Consider the following 19969-nt stretch of genomic DNA (forward strand, 5'->3'; position numbering starts at 1 on the left):
AATACAAGTTATTCCCGCTTGAGCAGGCGCCGGTAGCGCTGCTGACTTCCCTTGAGATGAACCCGCATGGCCTCGCGGGCGCCCTCGCTATCCCGCGCCGAGATGGCCTCGGCGATGCGCCGGTGCTCGTCGTGGATCTGCTCGATATAGTCCGCGGGCGCGGCGTTTCCGGCGCCCGACTGCAGGCGTGCACGGGGAATCATGCCGCGCCCGAGCAGCTCCAGGAATTCGCGGAATCGCGGATTGTTGGTGGCGTCCGCGATGAAGAGGTGGAACGCCAGGTCGGCTTCGGTGGTGGAGCGGCCGTCGTTGATGAGCTCGCGCATGTCGTCCAGACGCTCGAAGATCGCCTCCTCCTGGGCCGGCGAGCGGCGTTCGGCGGCGAGGCCCGCGGCTTCGATCTCCACCGCGGCGCGCAGCTCCAGGGTTTCGATGATCGCCGACAGACGAGAGTTCTCCGCCCAGGGCAACGGTTGCGAGGCGCCAGGCTGGCTCGAGAGCACGAATACGCCCGCGCCCTGGCGGGCCTCCACCAGTCCGTCCGCGCGCAGGGAGGCGATGGCCTCTCGCACGACCGTGCGGCTGACCGCGTATTCCCGTGTGAGAGCGGCCTCGCTGGGCAGCTTGTCGCCCACCGCGAGATCGCCGGAGAGGATCATGCGGCGCAGATCGCTGCTGACCTTGCTGACCAGGTTGGTGCGGCCGCTACGCACCGCCGGTGCCTCGTCGTGCTGATTATCCCTGCTATTGTCCATTTCCAGTGGTGGCTCTCGATTGACGGCCGAGCGCGGCCGTGCAGAAACGTTGAAACGATCATCAGTCTATCAGTCCCGCCCCGGTGTATCGGCCGGGTGTTGACGCCTGTCTTTCAACATGTAATATGACTAATTCGATTACATATGACAAGTATGACGAGTGCATCCGTCGGCAGGAGGAGAACCATGACACTGACATCCGTAATGCGCGCCGCGCTGCTCTCCAGCGTCGTGTTCACCGTTGGTACCGGGGCGGCTGCCGCCGCCGAGTGGCGGGGCTGGAATATCCACCCGGAAGGCTACCCGAACTCGGATGCCCTGGAGCAGTTCGCGCAGGAGGTTACCGAGAAGACCGACGGCCGCGTGGAGGCGACTGTCTATCACAACGCGGTACTGGGCGCGCAGCCCGACGCCATCGAGCAGACCCGCAACGGCGCCCTGGATTTCGCGAACTTCAACATGGGGCCGATGGGGCCGATCGTGCCGGCAACCAACGTGCTGTCGCTGCCGTTTCTCTTCGACGATCTCGAACACATGCACACGGTAATGGACGGCGAAATCGGGCAGCTTTTCGCCGACGCACTCGAGGAGAAAGGGCTGGTCGCCCTGTCGTGGTTCGATTCCGGCGCACGCAGCTTCTACAACACCGAACGGCCCATCCGTACCCCGGCGGACATGAAGGGGCTGAAGGTACGGGTCATGAACAATGATCTGTATGTGGACATGGTCGACGCCCTGGGGGGCAACGCCACGCCCATGGCTTACGGCGAGGTTTACCAGTCACTGAAGACGGGTGTGATCGACGGGGCCGAGAACAACTATCCCTCCTTTGACACGAGCAACCACTACGAAGTGGTGCCGTACTACTCCGTGACGCAGCATTTGATCATCCCGGAGTGCCTGTGCATCGCCAAAGCCAGCTGGCAGGCACTGTCCGAGCAGGACCGGGAGATCGTCCGCGAGGCGGCGATCCGGGCTGCCGAGACCCAGCGGGAGCTGTGGGCGGACAGCTCGGCGGCCAGCCGCGAGCGGGTCGAAGAGGCCGGCGTCGAGGTCAACAAGGTGAAGGACAAGTCCGCCTTCCAGGAGGCGATGACGCCAGTCTACGACGACTTCATCGACGCGCATCCTGAGCTCGAGTCGCTCGTCTCGGCGATTCGCGGGACCAAGTGACCACGCAGCGCCGCCCGGGCGGATGATCGCCCGGGCGGTGCGCTCGGATCCGGAAACAGGTCCTAGCCGTGACGAACAACGATATTCCCCCATTGACGCGCCGCCGGTCGGCGACCGCAGCGCTCGATAAAGTCCTCGACGGCGTCGTCTGGCTTTGCCGGCTGATCGCCGGCGTGCTGATGGTAGCGCTGATCGGCATCTCGGGCTGGCTGGTCTTCGGCCGCTACGTGCTCAATGACACGCCCACGTGGGTGGAGCAGGCCTCATTGGTGATCATCGTCTACATTACGTTCCTCGGTGCGGCGATCGGCGTGCGCGAGAACTCCCACCTGGGCATCGATTTCATTCGCGAGGCGTTGCCCGCGGCTCCACGTGCCGTGCTGCGCGTCGCCAGCGATCTCGTCCTGCTGGTCTTCGGTGCCTTCATGGCCTGGCAGGGTTGGGGGCTGGTCGCGGGCAATACCGAGCGGGCGATTCCCCTGATCGGGCTCTCGGAGAGCTGGCGGGCGGCGCCGCTGCTCATCTGCGGGTTGCTCATGATGGTGTTCGTCATGGCGAACCTGATCCGGACCGCCCTCGGCATCAACGTCGCGGGGGAGCGCTGACATGGGGCTTTTCATTCTGCTCGGCATCTTCTTCGGGGCATTGGTGGCGGGCGTGCCGGTGGCATTCGCCCTGGGCATCGCCGCTGTCAGCACCTTCCTCTACGAGGGATTGCCCCTTTTCGTGGCGTTTCAGCGCATTCTCTCGGGCGTGTCGGTCTTCTCGTTGCTGGCGATTCCGTTCTTCATCTTCGCCGGCGAGCTCATGCTCCAGGGTGGCATCGCCAACCGCCTGGTGCGCTTTGCCGCCGCGGCCGTTGGCCGCATGCGTGGCGGGCTCGGCACGGTCAACGTGGCATCGTCCATGCTCTTCGGCGGCATATCCGGCTCAGCGGTGGCGGATACCTCGGCGCTCGGCTCCATCCTCATGCCGGTGATGAAGGAAAAGGGCTACGATTCCGACTACGCCGTCAATGTCACGGTTACCTCGTCAGTGGCCGGTGTGGTGATTCCCCCGAGCCACAACATGATTCTATTTGCGGTCGCCGCCGGCGGCCTGTCCGTTACCAAGCTGTTTCTCGCCGGCATCGTGCCGGGCGTGCTGATGTGTCTGTGCCTCGGGGCGAGCGCTTACCTGGTCGCCGTCTCCCGCGGGTATGCCGCCGAGACCTTTCCGGGTTGGCAGGCGCTGCTGTGGAGCTTCGTGGTTTCCCTGCCGGGGCTGATGACGGCGATCATCATCGTCGGGGGCGTGCTCTCCGGGGTGATGACGGTCACCGAGTCCGGTGCGCTCGGCGCCATCTACGCGCTGGTGGTTACGCTGCTGGTCTACCGCGAGCTCACCTGGCAGGGGTTCAAGACTGCCGTGATCCAGGCGGTGAAGACCACTTCGCTCGTGATGGTCCTGGTGGGGTGCGCTTCGGCGTTTGCCTACCTGCTCGCTCTCTATCGAGTGCCCGAGCTACTGGCCAGTGGACTGACGTTCGTCTCCGAGGAGCCGCTGGTCATCCTGCTCATGCTCAATGTCATTCTGCTCGTGCTCGGCATGATCATGGACATGGCCGCGCTCATTCTCATCTGCACGCCCATCTTCCTGCCGGTGGTGACCGGCATCGGCATGGATCCGATCCAGTTCGGCATCGTCATGATGATGAACCTGGGGCTGGGGCTGTGCACGCCGCCGGTGGGCGCGTGTCTGTTCGTGGGCTGCGTCGTCGGCAAGGCGAAGATCCAGGACGTCGTGCGAACGATCTGGCCCTTCTATCTCGCCATCGTCCTGGCGTTGCTGCTCACCACCTATGTGCCGGCCATCTCGCTGACTCTGACCAACCTGATCGACTGAGTGAGGGATTACCATGCTGCAACGACTGCTGATTACCGGTGCAGCCGGCGGATTGGGCCGGGTTGCCAGTGCCCGCCTGGGCGGGCTCGCCGAGCGGCTGCGCCTCTCGGACATCGTCGACGTGGCGCCGAGCGGTGACCACCAGGAGTTCGTGCGCTGCGACCTCGGCGACAAGGCGGCCGTGGACGAGCTGGTCGCCGATTGCGACGGCATCGTCCACCTGGGTGGCGTTTCCGTGGAGGACGGCTTCACGAAGATCCTCAACGCCAACATCCAGGGCGTGTTCAACCTCTACGAGGCGGCGCGCAGGCACGGGGTGGGCCGGATTCTGTTCGCGAGCTCCAATCACGTCATCGGGCTGCACACACAGGACACGCACCTCGATGCCGACGCGCCGATCCGTCCGGACTCCCTCTACGGTCTTTCCAAGAGCTACGGCGAGGGCATGGCCCACCTCTACCACCACAAGCACGGCATCGAGACCGCCATCGTACGCATCGGTTCGTGCTTCGAACGCCCCAGGAATTACCGCATGCTCGCGACCTGGATGAGCTTCGACGACTTCACCGCACTGGCGGAGACGGTGTTCACCGTTCCCCGCCTGGGCTGCCCCATCATCTACGGCGTCTCGGACAACGACGTGTGCTGGTGGGACAACCGCAAGGCCGCTTATCTCGGCTGGCGCCCCAAGGACAGTTCCGCGCCGTTCCGTGACGAGGTCCTGGCGGAGGCCGGTGTGCCCGACGCGGATGCGGCCGACGCCGTCTACCAGGGCGGTGTCTTCGTCAACGAGCCGATACGGGACGAATGAACGATGCTGAAAGGAGAGCACCTGATTGCCGGCCACTGGGTGGGCGGCGAAACGCATTTCGAATCCAGCCCTGCTCACGGCCACCCCAGCCGGTTCGCGGCGGGCAGCCCTGCGCTAGTGGACCAGGCGGCGCAGGCGGCGGAGGAGGCCTTCTGGCGCTTCGGCGACGCCAGCCGCGGCAAGCGTGCGACCTTCCTCCGGCGCATCGCCGAGGAAATCGACGAGCGCGGGAACGCTATCACGGAGATCGGCACCCGCGAGACCGGGCTGCCGGAGGCACGGCTGGTGGGCGAGCGGGCGCGCACGGTCGGGCAGTTGCGGCTGTTCGCCGATCACATCGAAGACGGGGCATACCTCGACCGCCGGCACGATCCTGCACTGCCCGACCGAAAACCTGCTTCCCGTCCGGATCTGCGCATGATGCAGCGGCCCATCGGACCGGTGGCGGTGTTCGGTGCGTCGAATTTCCCGCTGGCGTTCTCCGTTGCCGGCGGCGACACGGCTTCGGCGCTCGCCGCCGGTTGCCCGGTGGTGGTCAAAGGGCACACCGCTCACCCCGGCACTGGCGAGCTCGTCGCCCAGGCCATCGATACGGCAGTGCGCGCCACTGGCATGCCGTCCGGCGTGTTTTCGCTGGTGCAGGGCGGAAGCCGGGAAGTGGGGCAGGCGCTTGTGCAGCATCCGCTGATCAAGGCCGTCGGGTTCACGGGCAGCCTTGCCGGCGGACGGGCACTTTTCGATCTGTGCGCGCGCCGTCCTGAGCCCATTCTGTTCTATGGCGAGCTGGGCTCGGTCAATCCCATGTTCCTGCTGCCTGCGGCGATGGCGTCACGCGCCGCGGAGATCGCCAGCGGCTGGGCCGGCTCGCTCACCATGGGGGCGGGACAGTTCTGCACCAATCCCGGCATCGCCTTCGTGATCGAAGGCACGGAGGCCGAGACCTTCGTCGACGCCGCCCGGGAAGCGCTATCGGCCGTGGACGCCCAGACCATGCTCACCGACGGTACCGCCGAGGCATACCGTGCCAGCGTCCGCCGCTTCCAGTCGCACCCGGGGGTCGACGAGGCGATGAGCGCCGCGGGCGGGCACCGCGCCGCGAGGCCCGCGTTGTTCGTCACCGATGCCGAGACCTGGCTGGCCGACGAGATCCTGAGCGAGGAAGCCTTCGGCCCTCTGGGCCTGGTGGTCAAAGCGCGTGACGTCGATCAGATGGTCGCCGCCGCTCATCGTCTCCAGGGGCAGCTCACCTGCACGCTGCACCTGGACGACGCGGACGCCGATGCCGCGCGGCGGCTCATGCCGGTGCTCGAGCGCAAGGCCGGGCGTGTGCTCGCCAACGGTTTCCCCACCGGTGTCGAGGTTTGCGATGCCATGGTGCACGGTGGGCCGTATCCGGCTTCCACCAACTTCGGCGCCACGTCGGTGGGCACGCTCGCGATCCGCCGTTTCCTGCGTCCGGTGTGCTATCAGAATCTGCCGGAGGCGATACTTCCCGCGGATCTGACGTGATCGGTTTGCCGGGAATTCTTGCCTGAGTATCGGTTCCCCGGTGGGGTCGGGGTGATCGCCGGCCAGTGGGCCCGGCCGGCGATTCGTTGCCGTTACTCGGCCGTCGCTGCGGCGTTCGCCTCCAGAGCGGATTCGCCAACGAACACCGCGGTGGTGCGTGCTGGCACGTCCAGACGGCCGTCCGTTCCGTCGAATACGGCGCCCTGGATCACCGGGTCCGTGCCGTGCGCGAGCACGGGGTGCAGGTCCAGTGTCGCGCCCCGAAAGCGATCGTCCGCCACGGTAACGGGATCGGTGGTGGCGTTGATCGCGACCACGACGGTCTGCCACTGCTCGTCGAGTCTCGCGGTGACACCACCGTCGCCGTCGGCAATCGACATCACGATGACACCGGGAATCTGTCCGGGGCCGGTATTGTGAAAGCGCACGCGGTTGCGGATCTGCGCCGCCGTGCGCAGCCGCAGCAGCGGGGTGCTGTCGCGCACCTGAAGCATCTCCAGCATGTGATCCCGCGTGCGCTGGATGTCGGCGCCACCGGGGGCTTCGATGCCTGCCAGGCGCGGCGCGATGATGGACCATTTGTCGCCGTTGTCGGCCTTCGGCGGCAGCCCCCGCGCCCAATTGTTGCCGCCGTAGGACCAGTCGAGACGGTTGAACCAGTCGCCGGAGTCATAGCTGTTGCGATCCATGGATTTGGAGCGCAGCAGATCCACGCCGGCATGGAAGAACGGGATGCCCTGACCCAGCAGGGACAGGCTGATGCCCAGGTTCTGTGCGCGCACCCGCTCGGCGGTGGTAGCGTCCAGGGGCATCTTGAAGGCGTTCACGTCCCACAGGGTCAGGTTGTCATGGGCGCTGACGTACGTGATGACTTCCTGTGGGTCCGCCGTGTACCCGGTGGGCGCGGCGTCGTCGCCATAGGGCATCTCCCCGCCGGCGACCCGGTCGCCGTTGCGGTTCTCCAGGACATAGCCCTTCAGGTTGCCGGTCAGACCGATGCGGATATGGTCTGCGAGCCTGAGCAGCTCGCTCGTTCCGGCGTCCGCGGACGAGTTCGGGTCATAGTGCAGGCCGTTGATGAACCCTTGGTTGGCTATGGTCCCGGCTGCGTCATCGAATGGCGAGCCACCGCGGACGGCGTCCCTGAGGCGGTCGTTGAAGCTGCCGATCCCCGTGCCGGCCATGTTCCGCTGGATGGCATTGACGCCCCGGGCGTCGTTCGCCACCTCGCCGAAGTTCCAGCCTTCTCCGTAGACGTACACCGACGAGCCGTCGACGCCGTCCTTCGCCTGCGTCAGCTCATCCAGGGCGTGACGAACCGCCTCCAAATCCGCCTTCATGTGATGGCCCATGAGATCGAAGCGGAAACCGTCGACCCGGTAGGCGGTAGCCCAGTGCACCACCGAATCCACCATCAGCTTGCGCATCATGGCGTGCTCGGTGGCCGTATTCTGGCAGCAGGTGCTGGTTTCGACCTCGCCCGTCTCGGGGTCCAGGCGCTGGTAATAGCCCGGCACCACGCGGTCCAGCACGGACAGATCGCCCTGGCCGGAGGCGTGGGTGTGGTTGTAGACCACGTCCATCACCACGCGAAGACCCGCTTCGTTGAGTCCCTGGACCATGCGGCGGAACTCGACGATGCGTGCCGTCGGGTCCGCTGCGTCGGAGGAGTAGCTGCCTTCGGGCACATTGTAGTGATAGGGGTCGTAACCCCAGTTGAAGGCGTCGTCGTCAGCGACGGCGGCGATCTCGGCCTGAGGTTGCTCCGAGGCGGAATCGCTGCTCACCGCGGCCTTCATGGCTGTCTTGTCCGGTGCCTGCCGGTCGGCGGCATTCTCGGGGACCGTGGCAATGTCGAAAGTGGGCAGAAGGTGAACGTGGGTCAGGCCGGCGTCCGCGAGTGCGGCAAGATGCTTCATGCCGTCCGTGCCCGTCTCGGCGAACGCCGAGAACTTCCCCCGACTCTGCGGTGCCACCGTCTCGTCGGAGACGCTGAAATCGCGCACGTGGAGCTCGTAGAGCACGATGTTCTCCGGCGCGTCCAGGGCGGGCTTTTCGAGGCGGTTCCAGCCGGCCGGCGCGAGGCGCTCATCGCCGAGGTCAACGGCGAAGCTGCGGTCGCTGTCGAGCCCCAGTGCCACCGAATAGGGGTCCGTGACCCGGTTGGTGACGATTTCCTGGACCGCCGGTGCGAACACCGTGACCTCGTAGAGATAGAACATCCGATCGTCGCCGACCGATCCAGCGTATGCCCAGACGCCGGTGTCTGGGTTCCGTGTCATGGCCACTGCATCGGGATCGGGGTCGGACGCAGACTCGAATCGCAGCAGCCGCACGCTCTGCGCAGTGGGAGCCCAGACCCGGAACACCGGCGATTCACCAGCGTAAGTGATGCCTAGGGCGACGTCCGTCGCCGCTCGCGCATAGAGGTCGTCGAGCACGCCGGGTATCTGAACGCCCGACACCTTCGTGGTCTCGCTTGCGGCATTCCGGGCCACCACGCCGAGCTGACCGCGCAGCGCCGCCTTCACGGCCGCGGCGTCTGCACCATTGACCGTGAACACGTCGTAGTCCGACAGGTGGGGAAAACGCTCAGCGAGTGCCGGGGGCAGTGAATCGCCGGCATGCGTCAGTTCGAACTGGCCATCGGCGCCCGTGATCCGGTCGCCGGAGTGCGCCAGCGATGCGGACGCGGAGTAGTGCAGCGTATAGTCGCCTTCGCTGGAGCCGCTCACGTTCCAGGCAACAGTGTCGCGGTTGAGCCAATGGGCGGATGCCTGCGTCAGGGATCCGTGGTCGCCGGCGCCGGGATCGGGGCGGGTGTCGTGGCGGGTGTTGTCGTTCTGAACGAACCAGTACTCGCCGCCGTCCTCCGCCGGCACGGATTTGTCCGCTCCGTTCGCCGGATCCTTCCGCCATTCGCCGTCGACACCGCGCCGGAACAGAAAATGGACGCGGTTGGCGCTTTCAGCGAGCGGCAGGTCGAAATAGGCGCCGAAGTCGTCGGTGCCGTCGGGGGCGAGCGAGTCGTCCTCCCATGGCATCTCCCCGTAGCGGGTGCCTGCCCAGGTGTGTATCCCCCAGCCCTCGTAGTCCCCGGCATCGCGGTGATAGTGAATCCTTACGTGGTCGGCGGGTACCGCACCGGACGGGGTGTCGGAGCCGTCACCGTCGCTGCCGTTGCAGGCCGTCAAAAGGGGCAGACTCAAGCAAACGGCCAATGCGGCGGTGATGTGCCGTGCACGCCACGTCCGGAACGGGTTCGGAATTGGCGGTCGCGATGGGCGGGTCGGCCGGTATCGCCGTGACGTTGCGACGGTCCCTCGGGTCATGAATAGCTCCTCCGATTCGCGCGGTGCTGCCGCATCAATTGGGGTGCGGCATACCGACGTGGTGTCGTTGTTTTTCGTCATGCACTTCTCCGCGGCCAGCGGGCCGAAGTCGCGCCCTATTGGCCGGCGTTACCGTAGTCGAGCCATGGTCCGGGCACTAGCCGGTCGGAGCGCCGGCGTCCCCAAGTCTTGGACGTTCGCGTTGTCCGTTTTTCCCGCTTGAACAGTTGGTTGAACGATAACGCCTGCCGCCTGTTTTGATGCATGAAAGCGGTTTCCTGTTGTCGTGGGGATCCTTCGATGTAGCTCCGGAAACAAACGCTTTGACGTCGTCAATTAGAGACAGTGGCGCAGGCGGGTATACCGCGAGGGCAGGCGCCAGGGGAATACCGAAGAACTCCTGCGTGCCTCGGTGGCGGCCTGGCGAGGCGGCATTCGCCGTGCATGGCCGTCGCCCACTACAAGAGCACCAACGCCTTCCAGGGGCCGTTGTGACACGCCCGTCGCGGCCGCGAAGTGCGCCTCGTCTGCGAACGCGCTGTACGGCCGGAGCGCCGGGCGGTGGGTTCCCGCCAGGTAGCACCGCCGGAGCGGACGTCCGGTCCGGCACTGTCCAATTCCGGCCTGGCGCGTGCGGCGGTGTCCGAGGGGACTGACGGGTGTCGCCGAAAGCGCGGTTGCGCGGGTGGTCAGCGGTTTACCACGTAATACACCGGGCCTATAATATCCGGTTATTCAAAATTCTCCCCCACGATTCAGGTGCCCGCCCTATGCGAATCGCTCAGGAAGCTCTCACCTTCGACGACGTGCTTCTGTTGCCCGCCTATTCCGACGTCTTGCCCCGCGATGTGGACCTCTCCACCAGCCTGACCCGCGGAATCGATCTCAACATTCCGCTGGTCTCCGCCGCCATGGATACGGTCACCGAGGGCCGGCTCGCCATCGCGCTCGCCGCGCAGGGCGGCGTCGGCATCGTTCACAAGAACATGACCGTCGAGCAGCAGGCCCGTGAGGTGCGCCGGGTCAAGAAGTTCGAGAGCGGCATCATCAAGGAGCCGATCACCGTCCCGCCGGAGACCACCATCGCCGAGGTGCTCGAGCTCACCCGTCAACAGGGCATCTCCGGCGTGCCGATCGTGGACCATGGCGGCAATCTCGCGGGCATCGTGACCAGCCGGGACCTGCGCTTCGAGAGCCGACTCGATGCCCCGGTGACCGAGGCGATGACGGGGCGCGATCGCCTGGTCACCGTGCGTGAGGGCGCCGAGCGCGACGAAATCCTCGCGCTGCTGCACGAACACCGCATCGAGAAGCTGCTGGTGGTCAACGACGACTTCCAGCTGCGCGGCATGATCACCGTCAAGGACATCCAGAAGTCCCGTGACTACCCGCTGGCGTGCAAGGACGAATTCGGCCGCCTGCGGGTCGGTGCGGCGGTGAGCACCGGTGCCGGCACCGAGGAGCGGGTCGAGGCCATGGTCGAAGCGGGCGCGGACGTGGTAGTCGTGGACACCGCCCACGGCCACAGCCGCGGTGTGATCGAGCGGGTGAAGTGGATCAAGCGCACCTATCCGGACATGCAGGTGATCGCCGGCAACATCGCCACGGCCGACGCCGCGCGATCGCTCTACGAGGCGGGGGTGGACGCGGTCAAAGTGGGGATCGGGCCGGGCTCCATCTGCACCACCCGCATCATCGCCGGCGTGGGCGTCCCCCAGATCACCGCCATCGCGAACGTCGCCGGCGAGCTCGAGGGCTCGGGGTTGCCGGTCATCGCCGACGGCGGTATCCGCTTCTCCGGCGATCTCTCCAAGGCCATCGTCGCCGGCGCCCACTGCGTGATGATGGGCAGCATGTTCGCGGGGACCGAAGAGGCGCCGGGCGAGGTGGAGCTCTACCAGGGCCGCTCCTACAAGTCCTACCGCGGCATGGGGTCCATCGGTGCCATGTCCGGTAGCCACGGCTCTTCCGACCGGTACTTCCAGGAGGATGCCGACAGCGTCGAGAAGCTGGTGCCGGAGGGCATCGAAGGCCGCGTACCGTACAAGGGCGGCCTTTCGGCCATCGTCCACCAGCTCATGGGCGGCGTGCGCGCGAGCATGGGTTATTGCGGCTGTGCCTCCATCGAGGAATTCCGCACCAAGCCCGAGTTCGCCCGCATCACCGGCGCCGGCGTGCGCGAGAGCCACGTGCACGACGTGAACATCGTCAAGGAAGCGCCGAACTACCGGGTCGACTAGCGGCCGGTAGAAGAAAGACACGAAGGTCTCACAACGGGTACCAATGGCCTGCGGAAACCGTGCCGTGTGTGGCCTTCGTGCGCTTCGAGCCTTCTCGAGGCTCTCGGTGTTTGGGCGTCAAACGCCAAGGCGCCAACGGTCAACGAAGGTTCCGCTGCAGGCAGCGGTCTCCGGCTGCCTCCCGAGCCGGGGCACCATAGTACCTGCACCGTATTGGCCCGCTCCGCCTGACAATGGCGCCGCTCCCCGTGGCGCTTCCTTCACCGTGCTTTTCACGGTTTTCTTCGCCACCCGCGATGTTACGTGGTTTCGAACACCACACGCTGAGGATGATTCAGCGAGTTGAGATATTCTATCGGGCGGCCCTCCACATCGTAGGACGTCGCCTGGAGTAAAAGGACGGAAGAATCGCGGCCCAGGCCGAGCAGTTTGGCTTCGCTGGGGCTTGCCGTGTGCGCGCTGATTGTTCCTTGGCCACCTCGCACGCGAATGCCGTATCTTTCCCGCAAAAGCGCGTGGAGCGACTTTTGTCCGAACAAATCGTCTGCGATCAAGTCGGGCACGCGTTCTGCTGGGATGTGCGTCGTCTCGATACAAAATGGGAGGTCGTCGACGAAGCGCAATCTGCGCATGACGATCAGCGGCGCTCCCGGCCGAACCTTGATTCGAGAGGAAACCCTTTCGTCGGCCGTACTCTGCTCGAAGGCCAGCACCCGGCTGCCAGGCTCGCCGCCGCACTGTCGCACGATTTCCGAGAGACTGTGGCTGAACATGTTGCTCGAGATGGGGCGGCGAATAATCGGCTCGGGGACAAAGGTTCCGCTCGTGCCTCGGCGTTCGAGAACGCCACGCGCGATAAGCTGGCTGACGGCCTTGCGTACCGTCATGCGACTGATACCGGTGAGCTCGGCGAGCTCGCGCTCGGAGGGGATCTTGTCCCCGGCCGAGTAGGCGGCTCCGTGTATCAGGTCGAGAACATACTGCTGGACGCGCTCGTAGAGTTTTGACGACTCGGTTGCGCCCGGCTCTTGGTCGTTCATCCAGACTCCTTCATCACTCCGATCTGGTATACGTCAAAGCTCGCTGCAATCAGCGGGAGTTCCTCGGTCAGTCTCCTTGATTGAACATATACCAGTGACGTCATCCATCGCGGCTGTGGTCGCATCGGTTCCATCGGCGCTGTCACATCGGACACTCGGTATACCCCGGTGGTGTCGTTGCGCTGCCGAGCCGCGTAATTGTCGCTGATGGTGACGACGATTGCATCGATCCTCTCGAAGGTGACGCCCCGCTTGGGGCGGTATTCGGTATCGGACAGGGGCCAAGCCTGCTGTGGGGTGTGTTCACGTCTTTGTGGCGGTAGGTCACGCCCGCGGTGAAGGCGTTGGCGTGACGGGTGCGCCAGCCGGATGGGCGGGGCGCGCGAGGAGCCGGTGATCCGGTCGAGACCGGCGGGCATCGGTGCTCTCGCGCGGCGACGGCGGCGGAGCGGTCGCCGTCATCGTCGTCCAGTCTTGTCTCGCCTTGGCAGCTCGCTTCCCGCTCATTAGGTGTTGGATAGCAGTCCGTGCTTGACGTTGGTATATATACCAACTAGCGTCTTGATATACGTACCTAGAAGAGGAGGAGGCAGCATGGTTGCAGATGTGAACAAGGCGGCGATCGTGACGGCGTTCGATACAGCGGTGGAGACGATGGAACGCGCCGCCGAGCTCGGTTACGCGTTGGCGTCCAAGGTGGACAAGATCTATCTGGTCAGTTGCGGGGCTCCCAACCGGATCATGCTGGGGCTGGAATACTGGATACAGCACTACAGCCCCTCGCTCGAGGTGCGCCGCTATTTCCCCGCTGAGTTCATGACTCAGGACCCGGCACGCTTCGACGAACGAACCCTCGTGCTGCTGGGCTCTAAATCCGGGACCACGCCCGAAACGGTGAAAGCGGCCGAATTCCTCAGCGATCGCGCGTGCCACACAATCGCCGTCACGCAGACCGCCGACTTGCCGCTCGCCAAGGCCGTTAGGGACCCGTTGCTCATGGGTGAGACCGATGAGGCTCACACGGCCATGTTCCTGATCATGCAAGCACTGATCGGCGGTTTGATGGCCGAGAAGGACGGCTGGAAGCTTCAGGACAAGCTCATGAGGTCCCTGGCCGCCATGCCCAATGCCATGGCGGAGACGCAGTTGGCCGCGGAAAGGCGAGCGGCCGAGGATGCACGTCTGCTCAAGGACGATCGCATACTCTACCACGTCGCTTCGGGGCCGATGTTCAACACCGCGTATGTGTTCGGCATTTGCGTGCTCATGGAAATGCAGTGGATGCATTCCGTTCCGCTGGAGGCGGCCGAATTCTTTCACGGGCCCTTCGAGATAGTGGATCACACTACGCCCGTGGTGCTCATGCTCGGCGAAGATCCGAGTCGGCCGTTGATGGAACGGGTCGAACGCTTTTGCAAGAAATATACGGAGCGGACCTTCATCTACGATTCCAGGGATTTCGCAATGCCGGGCATCGACGACGAAATTCGGCCAATCGTGGCACCCTATATCATCGAAGCGGCGCTTCACCGTGTCGCTGCGCGGCTGGCGGTTTGGCACAACCATCCGCTTTCGACCCGCCGGTACATGTGGAAGACGGAATACTGAGCCATGGTGCGTGTGCTCGGCATCGGCGACAACACCGTCGACATCTATGTCGATCAGGGCGTTCAATTCCCCGGCGGTAATGCCGTGAACATCGCCGTCATGATGAAGCGAATCGGCGCCGACACAGCGTATTTGGGCTGTGTCGGTTCGGACCGCTTGGGTGGGCTGATTCGGAGTGCGCTCGAGGACGAAGGTGTCGACATCAGCCGGCTGCGTCGCTCCCGTCACCCCAACGCCTGGTCGCGCATCCGACACGAGGGAACTGACCGGATCTTCGACGGCAACAATGCCGCCCTGCGTGACAGCTATCAGCTGTCCGAGGACGATTTCGCCTGGATGGGTGGATTCGACCTCGCCCACTCCAGCATCTATTCGGGGCTCGACAACGAGCTGGCGTATATACGGGCCGCGGGGCCGCTGATGTCCTTCGACTATTCCTCGGAATATGACGATGCCTATATTGCCCGCACGGCGCCACACCTCGATATCGCATTCCTGTCAGCGCCCGGGCGCACGCTCTCCAGCTGCACCGAGCTGGCGCGAACCGTGGCTGCCTACGGGCCACGCGTGGTCGTCATAACACGCGGGGCCGAGGGTGCGGTGGCGCTGGAGAACGACAAGGCCCTGACCCAGCAGGTCGTGCCCACGGAAGTCGTTGACACTCTGGGCGCCGGTGACGGTTTCATCGCGGGCTTTTGCATGACACGCCTGACGGGCGGCTCGCTGGCCGAACAGATGGCCGCTGGCGCCGCCTATGCTGCCCGGATCTGCCGCATACGAGGGGCGTTCGGCCACGGGCGTTCGATCTGGCCGGGGCAGCCCGGCCTCGAAAAGCCGCGACCACACAGCGGGCGCTGATATAACACGATCAAAGCGACAAGAGGAGGAGAGAGATGAGAATGCTGCATCCCACGACCGGCCTCGTCACCGCTGTCGGCATCGCCCTTTGTGCGGCTACCGGCGCGCAGGCCCAGACGACCATTGAATTTCTGCACAGGTGGCCCGAACCCGGATACATGCCGTATTTCCGCCAGGCGGTGAAGACGTTCGAAGCTCGGAACCCGGATATTGACGTCAGCATGGATGCGGTCGCCGACGAGCCCTACAAGGACAAAATCCGCGTGCTGATGGGCTCGGACCAGGTTCCTGACGTCTACTTCTCCTGGTCGGGAGAGTTCGCCCAAAAATTCGCCCGCAATGGCCGGGCACTGGACATCACCGATGCCGTGCACGGCACGAAATGGGGCGAGCATTTCTCGAAGGCTTTGCTCGAGCCCTTCACCTTCGAGGGGAAGCAGTATGGCGTGCCGATGACCGTTGACGGCAAGTTCATGCTCTACAACAAGGCCATATTCGAGGACAACGGACTGGAGAAGCCGGAGACATTCGGGGAATTCCTGGCGCTGAACGGGAAACTCAAAGAGGCTGGGGTGACGCCGATCGCCTTCGGCAACCAGTATCCCTGGGCCGCCTCGCACTATATCGGGGATCTGTTCGCCAAGCTGGTGCCGAACGATATCCGTCTCGGGGACTACAATCTCGAGCGCCCATCCGACGAACTCTACTCCCATCCCGGCTATGTCGATGCGCTGGCCAAATTCGAGACGCTCAACGATGAGGGCTATTTCAACCGCGGCTCGAACGCGGTTACCCACGAAATCGCGCGCGGCAGCTTCCTCGCCGGTCGCACCGCGATGATGTATCTGCAGCTGGTCGAGTTCGCCCAGATAACCCAGGACACGGCCCTGGCACAGGACGGCTGGGGCCTATTCGAAATGCCGGACGTGCCTGACGGGGCGGGGGATAGTGATCTTCTGACCGGGGCGCCCAGCGGTTTCATGATCGCGGCTGATACAGAGCATCCCGAAGAGGCGATCCGTTTCCTCGAATTCCTGACCTCGCCCGAGCAGGCTGCCAAATTCGTTGAAATGACCGGCATGACGAGCGCGGTCGAGGGCGCTGTCGATCCGTCCAATGCGAGTGAACAGATCTACCTCGGCCTCAAGGCCGTCGAAAAGGCCGGCGGGCTCGCGCTGTGGCTTGACACCGCCATGGACGCGCGCACCGCCGAGGTGCTGCTCGACGGTTCGCAGGCACTGCTCAACGATACCGAGACGCCGGAGGCTGTCATGGCACAAGTGCAGGAGACAGCGCGCTCCGTACAAGCCGAGCGCCAGTGAGCCGAGACGGTTCCGGGCGGGGCGATGCGGGTTTTCCGCCCGGAGCTGCGCGAACCGAACGCCGGAGCCGATTGCGGTTCATGGTGAGCTGAGCAGCTCAAACCATCAGGGGGAGGGAAATGTAATGCCGGAACGGATGGGACAACGCGTTCTTCCCTACCTGTTCGTGCTTCCCGCGCTCGTTCTCTTGGCCGCCTTCGTCTACGGGCCGGCCATCGAGAACATGGTCTACAGCCTGTATTCGTGGAGCTCGATGCGCCCGGAGGGTCATTTCGTCGGCCTGGAGAACTACGAAGCGCTCTTCTCCAATCCGGTCTTCTGGCGGGCTTTGATCAATAATACGCTCTACGCAGTAATATCCGTGCTCTTCCAGGTCGCATTCGCGCTGGTTCTGGCAGCCGCGCTGCTTTCCGGCATCTTCAACAAGCGCCTGCAGACGCTGTTCCGGACATCCATTTTCCTGCCCTCCATTTTGCCCATCACCGTGGTGGGCCTGTTGTGGACGCTCATTTACCAGCCCTCGATTGGCCTGATCGACCAACTACTGTCGGCCACTGGGCTGGAGGCGTATTCGCGTGTCTGGCTGGGCGAGGAACGCACGGCCATGATCTCGGTCATCATGGTCTCGCAATGGCAGTATACCGGCTACATGATGGTGCTGTTCATGGTCGCCATCCAGGCAATTCCCGAAGACCTCTACGAAGCGCTGCGTCTCGAAGGCGCCAACCGCATCCAGCAATTCTTCTATGTAACCGTTCCCGGCGTTCGCGAATCCACTCTCATCCTCACCATCGTGACCATATTCGGGGCCTTCAAGGTGTTCGATATCGTCTGGGTGATGACGGCGGGTGGGCCCAACAATGCGACCGAGGTTCTGGGAACGCACATGTATCGCGCCGCCTTCCGCAACGATGTCTCGGGCTACGCCTCCGCGACGGCGACGGTGATCTTCGTTATTTCGATCGCGGTCGGCTTTTTTCAGATCAAGCTGCAGCGGGAGCGTTGAGTCATGCTTCGCGAAGCCAAAGCCACCGACACGGTGGGCGAGCATACGGTTCGTAGCCTACGTTTCCCAGCAAGTCTGTGGACTCTGTTCGGGGGAACGGAAACCGCGAGCGAACGTACGGCACGCTACGGCATGATCGTACTGTTTATCGGTTTCACCATCGTGTCCGTTTCCCCGATTGCCTGGCTGTTTCTTTCCTCGCTCAAGTCTTCGGCGGAGATGTTCGGCAACACTTGGGCGCTGCCGGAGACCTGGCGCTGGGGAAACTATCTTTCGGCCTGGAAACACGGGGTTTCGCAGTACCTGGTATCGAGCATCATTGTGACCACGATCTCTACGGTTGCGATCGTCGCGCTCGCCTCGGCCGCGGCCTTCGCGTTAGTGGCTCTGGATTTTCGCGGCAAGACCTTTCTCTACACGGTCATTCTCGGTGGCGCGATTCTGCCGCCGGAGGTGAGCCTGTTGCCGCTGTTTCAACTGCTCAACGCGATGGGCATCTACGATACTTACTGGGCGCTCATTATTCCCTATGTCGCCTTCGGGTTGCCTTTCACGACCTTTTTGATCAGGGCGTACATGGTGACGATTCCGTACGACCTCAGCGAAGCGGCACAGATGGACGGTGCCGGGGCGCTGTGGACGTACTTGAATATCTATTTGCCGCTATCCCGCCCCATTCTGGCCTCGGCGGCGCTGATCTCCGCTATGCGGGTGTGGAACGAGTTCATCTTCGCGTTGACCTTCGTGGAAAGCAGCGACGTCAAGACCATCACGATTGGCATGATGAGTTTCGCGAACGCCCTGCGCGGCGATTGGGCGGTGATGATGGCCGGGCTGGTGATCGCGATCCTTCCCATGATGATCACGTTCCTCGTGCTACAGCGGCAGTTCATCGGCGGCCTGACGCAGGGCGCAGTCAAGTGAGGAGGGTCGCATGAGCGAGCTATTCATCGACAACATCAGGAAGTCCTTCGGATCTTTTGACGCGATCAAGGACATGAGCCTGAACGTCGACGACAAGGAATTCGTCGTTCTCGTCGGTCCGTCAGGCTGCGGAAAATCCACCCTTCTGCGCATGATCGCGGGACTCGAGACCATTACCGGCGGCGATCTCTGGATCGACAACAAGCGCATGAACGAGGTGCCCGCTGCACGGCGTGGCCTGGCCATGGTGTTCCAGTCGTATGCGCTCTACCCGCATATGACGGTTGCTCAGAATATGTCGGTGGGTCTGCGAATCGCGAAGGTCGACAAGGAGACGATCCGGCAGAAGGTCAGCGAGGCGGCCAGAATTCTGCAGCTGGAGTCGCTGTTGGACCGCAAGCCCAGGCAGCTTTCCGGCGGACAGCGCCAGCGCGTGGCGATCGGGCGGGCTATCGTGCGCAACCCCAGGGTCTTTCTCTTCGACGAGCCGCTGTCGAATCTCGACGCCGCGCTTCGCCTGCAGATGCGGCTGGAGCTGGCCCGCCTGCGGGCGACGCTCGATGCCACCATCATCTACGTGACGCACGACCAAGTCGAAGCCATGACGCTTGCTGACCGGATTGTCGTGATGAACGAAGGGCAGGTCGAGCAGATCGGAACGCCAGTCGAGCTCTATGAGAAACCAGCCAGCAATTTCGTGGCCGGATTCATCGGCAGTCCGACCATGAACCTGCTGCCCGGAACCGTTCGCCGTATGGCCCCGGACGGAACGGCCATTATCGAGTGTGCGGGCACGACTCTGCGACACAGGGTCTACGGGGTCGAAGAAGGCGAACCGATAACCGTCGGAGTGAGGCCGGAGGACCTGGTCGTGATCGAGGATTCAGGCGCGGAGGCGCACGTCGAGGGCGGGGTGCGCGTGGTCGAAAGATTAGGTGCCAACAGCTTCGCCTATCTCGATTTGCGTGACGGTACCGAGCTCACTGTCGAGATCAAGGGCATGGCCCGTGTCGGCATTGAGGAGCGGATGCGAGTGTTGCTGGCGCCGGAGGGCCTGCACATCTTCGGTTGCGACGGCAAACGTCGGGATGTCGAGCTGGCGTGCGACCCGCTTTCGAGTCATGAAGTCCGCCTTTACTAGATCTCGTCATGGGTCAGCCGATGTGTGGTCCGGTGGGGCAAGGCGCGCGAGCGCAGGCGTAGGGGGACCTGCGGTCAGGCGAGTGCAACGCCGCCGGCGAGGCGCACAAACGCTCCCGCGGTTCCGTAGACACTCCGTTGTCGCTCAAGCGCGCTGTGCATGACCATCGCTGAACAGCAGAGGTGTCGGCTGCCAAGTGCAGCCGATCTACCCGGCTTGACAAGGGACAGCCCATAGAAGGTCGGTTGCTCTTGGCAACCGACTCTCTCCGCTGGCTGGGTAAACTAGCTAGTCCGTTCTGAACAACCTGCTATGCCACGCCCTGCAGTGCGGGTTCGCGAGCCCAGTCGCAGATGGTGACATCAA

At 64.0% G+C, this 19969-nt stretch carries 15 protein-coding genes; 12 read left to right on the plus strand and 3 right to left on the minus strand.

What is annotated here, in order from left to right; all coding sequences use genetic code 11:
- Positions 1-8: 8 nt before the first annotated feature.
- Positions 9-755, minus strand: coding sequence for a FadR/GntR family transcriptional regulator (locus tag ACPEES_RS15535; protein WP_435104453.1), 747 nt, complete (start codon positions 753-755; stop codon positions 9-11).
- Between the two features lie 186 nt (positions 756-941).
- On the opposite strand from ACPEES_RS15535, the gene ACPEES_RS15540 reads away from it, so the two are divergent.
- From ACPEES_RS15540 to ACPEES_RS15560, 5 genes are all read left to right on the plus strand, one after another.
- A complete protein-coding gene (locus ACPEES_RS15540; protein ID WP_435104454.1) occupies positions 942-1928 on the plus strand; it encodes a TRAP transporter substrate-binding protein in 987 nt (328 codons plus the stop codon).
- Positions 1929-1996: 68 nt separating this feature from the next.
- Positions 1997-2533: a TRAP transporter small permease gene (locus tag ACPEES_RS15545; RefSeq protein WP_435104455.1), complete on the plus strand. Its 537-nt coding sequence runs from the start codon at positions 1997-1999 to the stop codon at positions 2531-2533.
- Position 2534: 1 nt separating this feature from the next.
- Positions 2535-3812 carry a TRAP transporter large permease gene (locus ACPEES_RS15550; RefSeq protein WP_435104456.1) on the plus strand — a complete coding sequence of 426 codons (1278 nt, stop codon included), beginning with the start codon at positions 2535-2537 and terminating at the stop codon, positions 3810-3812.
- Positions 3813-3825: 13 nt separating this feature from the next.
- Positions 3826-4623 (plus strand): NAD-dependent epimerase/dehydratase family protein, encoded by a 798-nt coding sequence (locus ACPEES_RS15555; protein WP_435104457.1) that lies wholly within the window; start codon positions 3826-3828, stop codon positions 4621-4623.
- 3 nt (positions 4624-4626) lie between these two features.
- Positions 4627-6132 carry an aldehyde dehydrogenase (NADP(+)) gene (locus ACPEES_RS15560; RefSeq protein ID WP_435104458.1) on the plus strand — a complete coding sequence of 502 codons (1506 nt, stop codon included), beginning with the start codon at positions 4627-4629 and terminating at the stop codon, positions 6130-6132.
- 92 nt (positions 6133-6224) lie between these two features.
- Here the strand turns inward: ACPEES_RS15560 and pulA are convergent, their stop codons facing one another.
- Positions 6225-9341: a pullulanase-type alpha-1,6-glucosidase gene (gene pulA, locus ACPEES_RS15565; RefSeq protein ID WP_435104459.1), complete on the minus strand. Its 3117-nt coding sequence runs from the start codon at positions 9339-9341 to the stop codon at positions 6225-6227.
- An 893-nt stretch (positions 9342-10234) separates the two neighbouring features.
- Between pulA and guaB the strand changes: the two genes are divergently transcribed.
- Positions 10235-11704: an IMP dehydrogenase gene (guaB, locus tag ACPEES_RS15570; RefSeq protein WP_435104460.1), complete on the plus strand. Its 1470-nt coding sequence runs from the start codon at positions 10235-10237 to the stop codon at positions 11702-11704.
- Between the two features lie 299 nt (positions 11705-12003).
- Here the strand turns inward: guaB and ACPEES_RS15575 are convergent, their stop codons facing one another.
- Positions 12004-12744 carry a GntR family transcriptional regulator gene (locus ACPEES_RS15575; protein ID WP_435104461.1) on the minus strand — a complete coding sequence of 247 codons (741 nt, stop codon included), beginning with the start codon at positions 12742-12744 and terminating at the stop codon, positions 12004-12006.
- 594 nt (positions 12745-13338) lie between these two features.
- Between ACPEES_RS15575 and ACPEES_RS15580 the strand changes: the two genes are divergently transcribed.
- The 6 genes from ACPEES_RS15580 (at position 13339) to ACPEES_RS15605 (ending at position 19603) form a co-directional block, all read left to right on the plus strand.
- Positions 13339-14352: an SIS domain-containing protein gene (locus ACPEES_RS15580; protein WP_435104462.1), complete on the plus strand. Its 1014-nt coding sequence runs from the start codon at positions 13339-13341 to the stop codon at positions 14350-14352.
- Positions 14353-14355: 3 nt separating this feature from the next.
- On the plus strand, positions 14356-15210 hold the full coding sequence (locus ACPEES_RS15585) for a PfkB family carbohydrate kinase (protein ID WP_435104463.1): 855 nt from the start codon (positions 14356-14358) through the stop codon (positions 15208-15210).
- A gap of 35 nt (positions 15211-15245) precedes the next feature.
- Positions 15246-16532, plus strand: coding sequence for an ABC transporter substrate-binding protein (locus ACPEES_RS15590; protein ID WP_435104464.1), 1287 nt, complete (start codon positions 15246-15248; stop codon positions 16530-16532).
- 124 nt (positions 16533-16656) lie between these two features.
- Complete coding sequence (locus tag ACPEES_RS15595; RefSeq protein WP_435104465.1) at positions 16657-17538, plus strand: carbohydrate ABC transporter permease; 882 nt, start codon at positions 16657-16659, stop codon at positions 17536-17538.
- Positions 17539-17541: 3 nt separating this feature from the next.
- Positions 17542-18462, plus strand: coding sequence for a carbohydrate ABC transporter permease (locus ACPEES_RS15600; RefSeq protein WP_435104466.1), 921 nt, complete (start codon positions 17542-17544; stop codon positions 18460-18462).
- 10 nt (positions 18463-18472) lie between these two features.
- Complete coding sequence (locus tag ACPEES_RS15605; protein ID WP_435104467.1) at positions 18473-19603, plus strand: ABC transporter ATP-binding protein; 1131 nt, start codon at positions 18473-18475, stop codon at positions 19601-19603.
- The last annotated feature ends 366 nt before the right edge of the window (positions 19604-19969 follow it).

Source organism: Arhodomonas sp. AD133 (assembly GCF_051195215.1).
Classification (GTDB): Bacteria; Pseudomonadota; Gammaproteobacteria; order Nitrococcales; family Nitrococcaceae; genus Arhodomonas.

What these genes read in the sequence shown, in the direction of transcription:
- ACPEES_RS15535 (WP_435104453.1), bottom strand. Translation starts at nt 755, where the DNA reads ATGGACAATAGCAGGGATAATCAGCACGACGAGGCACCGGCGGTGCGT.
- ACPEES_RS15540 (WP_435104454.1), top strand. Translation starts at nt 942, where the DNA reads ATGACACTGACATCCGTAATGCGCGCCGCGCTGCTCTCCAGCGTCGTG.
- ACPEES_RS15550 (WP_435104456.1), top strand. Translation starts at nt 2,535, where the DNA reads ATGGGGCTTTTCATTCTGCTCGGCATCTTCTTCGGGGCATTGGTGGCG.
- ACPEES_RS15555 (WP_435104457.1), top strand. Translation starts at nt 3,826, where the DNA reads ATGCTGCAACGACTGCTGATTACCGGTGCAGCCGGCGGATTGGGCCGG.
- ACPEES_RS15560 (WP_435104458.1), top strand. Translation starts at nt 4,627, where the DNA reads ATGCTGAAAGGAGAGCACCTGATTGCCGGCCACTGGGTGGGCGGCGAA.
- guaB (WP_435104460.1), top strand. Translation starts at nt 10,235, where the DNA reads ATGCGAATCGCTCAGGAAGCTCTCACCTTCGACGACGTGCTTCTGTTG.
- ACPEES_RS15575 (WP_435104461.1), bottom strand. Translation starts at nt 12,744, where the DNA reads ATGAACGACCAAGAGCCGGGCGCAACCGAGTCGTCAAAACTCTACGAG.
- ACPEES_RS15580 (WP_435104462.1), top strand. Translation starts at nt 13,339, where the DNA reads ATGGTTGCAGATGTGAACAAGGCGGCGATCGTGACGGCGTTCGATACA.
- ACPEES_RS15585 (WP_435104463.1), top strand. Translation starts at nt 14,356, where the DNA reads ATGGTGCGTGTGCTCGGCATCGGCGACAACACCGTCGACATCTATGTC.
- ACPEES_RS15590 (WP_435104464.1), top strand. Translation starts at nt 15,246, where the DNA reads ATGAGAATGCTGCATCCCACGACCGGCCTCGTCACCGCTGTCGGCATC.
- ACPEES_RS15595 (WP_435104465.1), top strand. Translation starts at nt 16,657, where the DNA reads ATGCCGGAACGGATGGGACAACGCGTTCTTCCCTACCTGTTCGTGCTT.
- ACPEES_RS15600 (WP_435104466.1), top strand. Translation starts at nt 17,542, where the DNA reads ATGCTTCGCGAAGCCAAAGCCACCGACACGGTGGGCGAGCATACGGTT.
- ACPEES_RS15605 (WP_435104467.1), top strand. Translation starts at nt 18,473, where the DNA reads ATGAGCGAGCTATTCATCGACAACATCAGGAAGTCCTTCGGATCTTTT.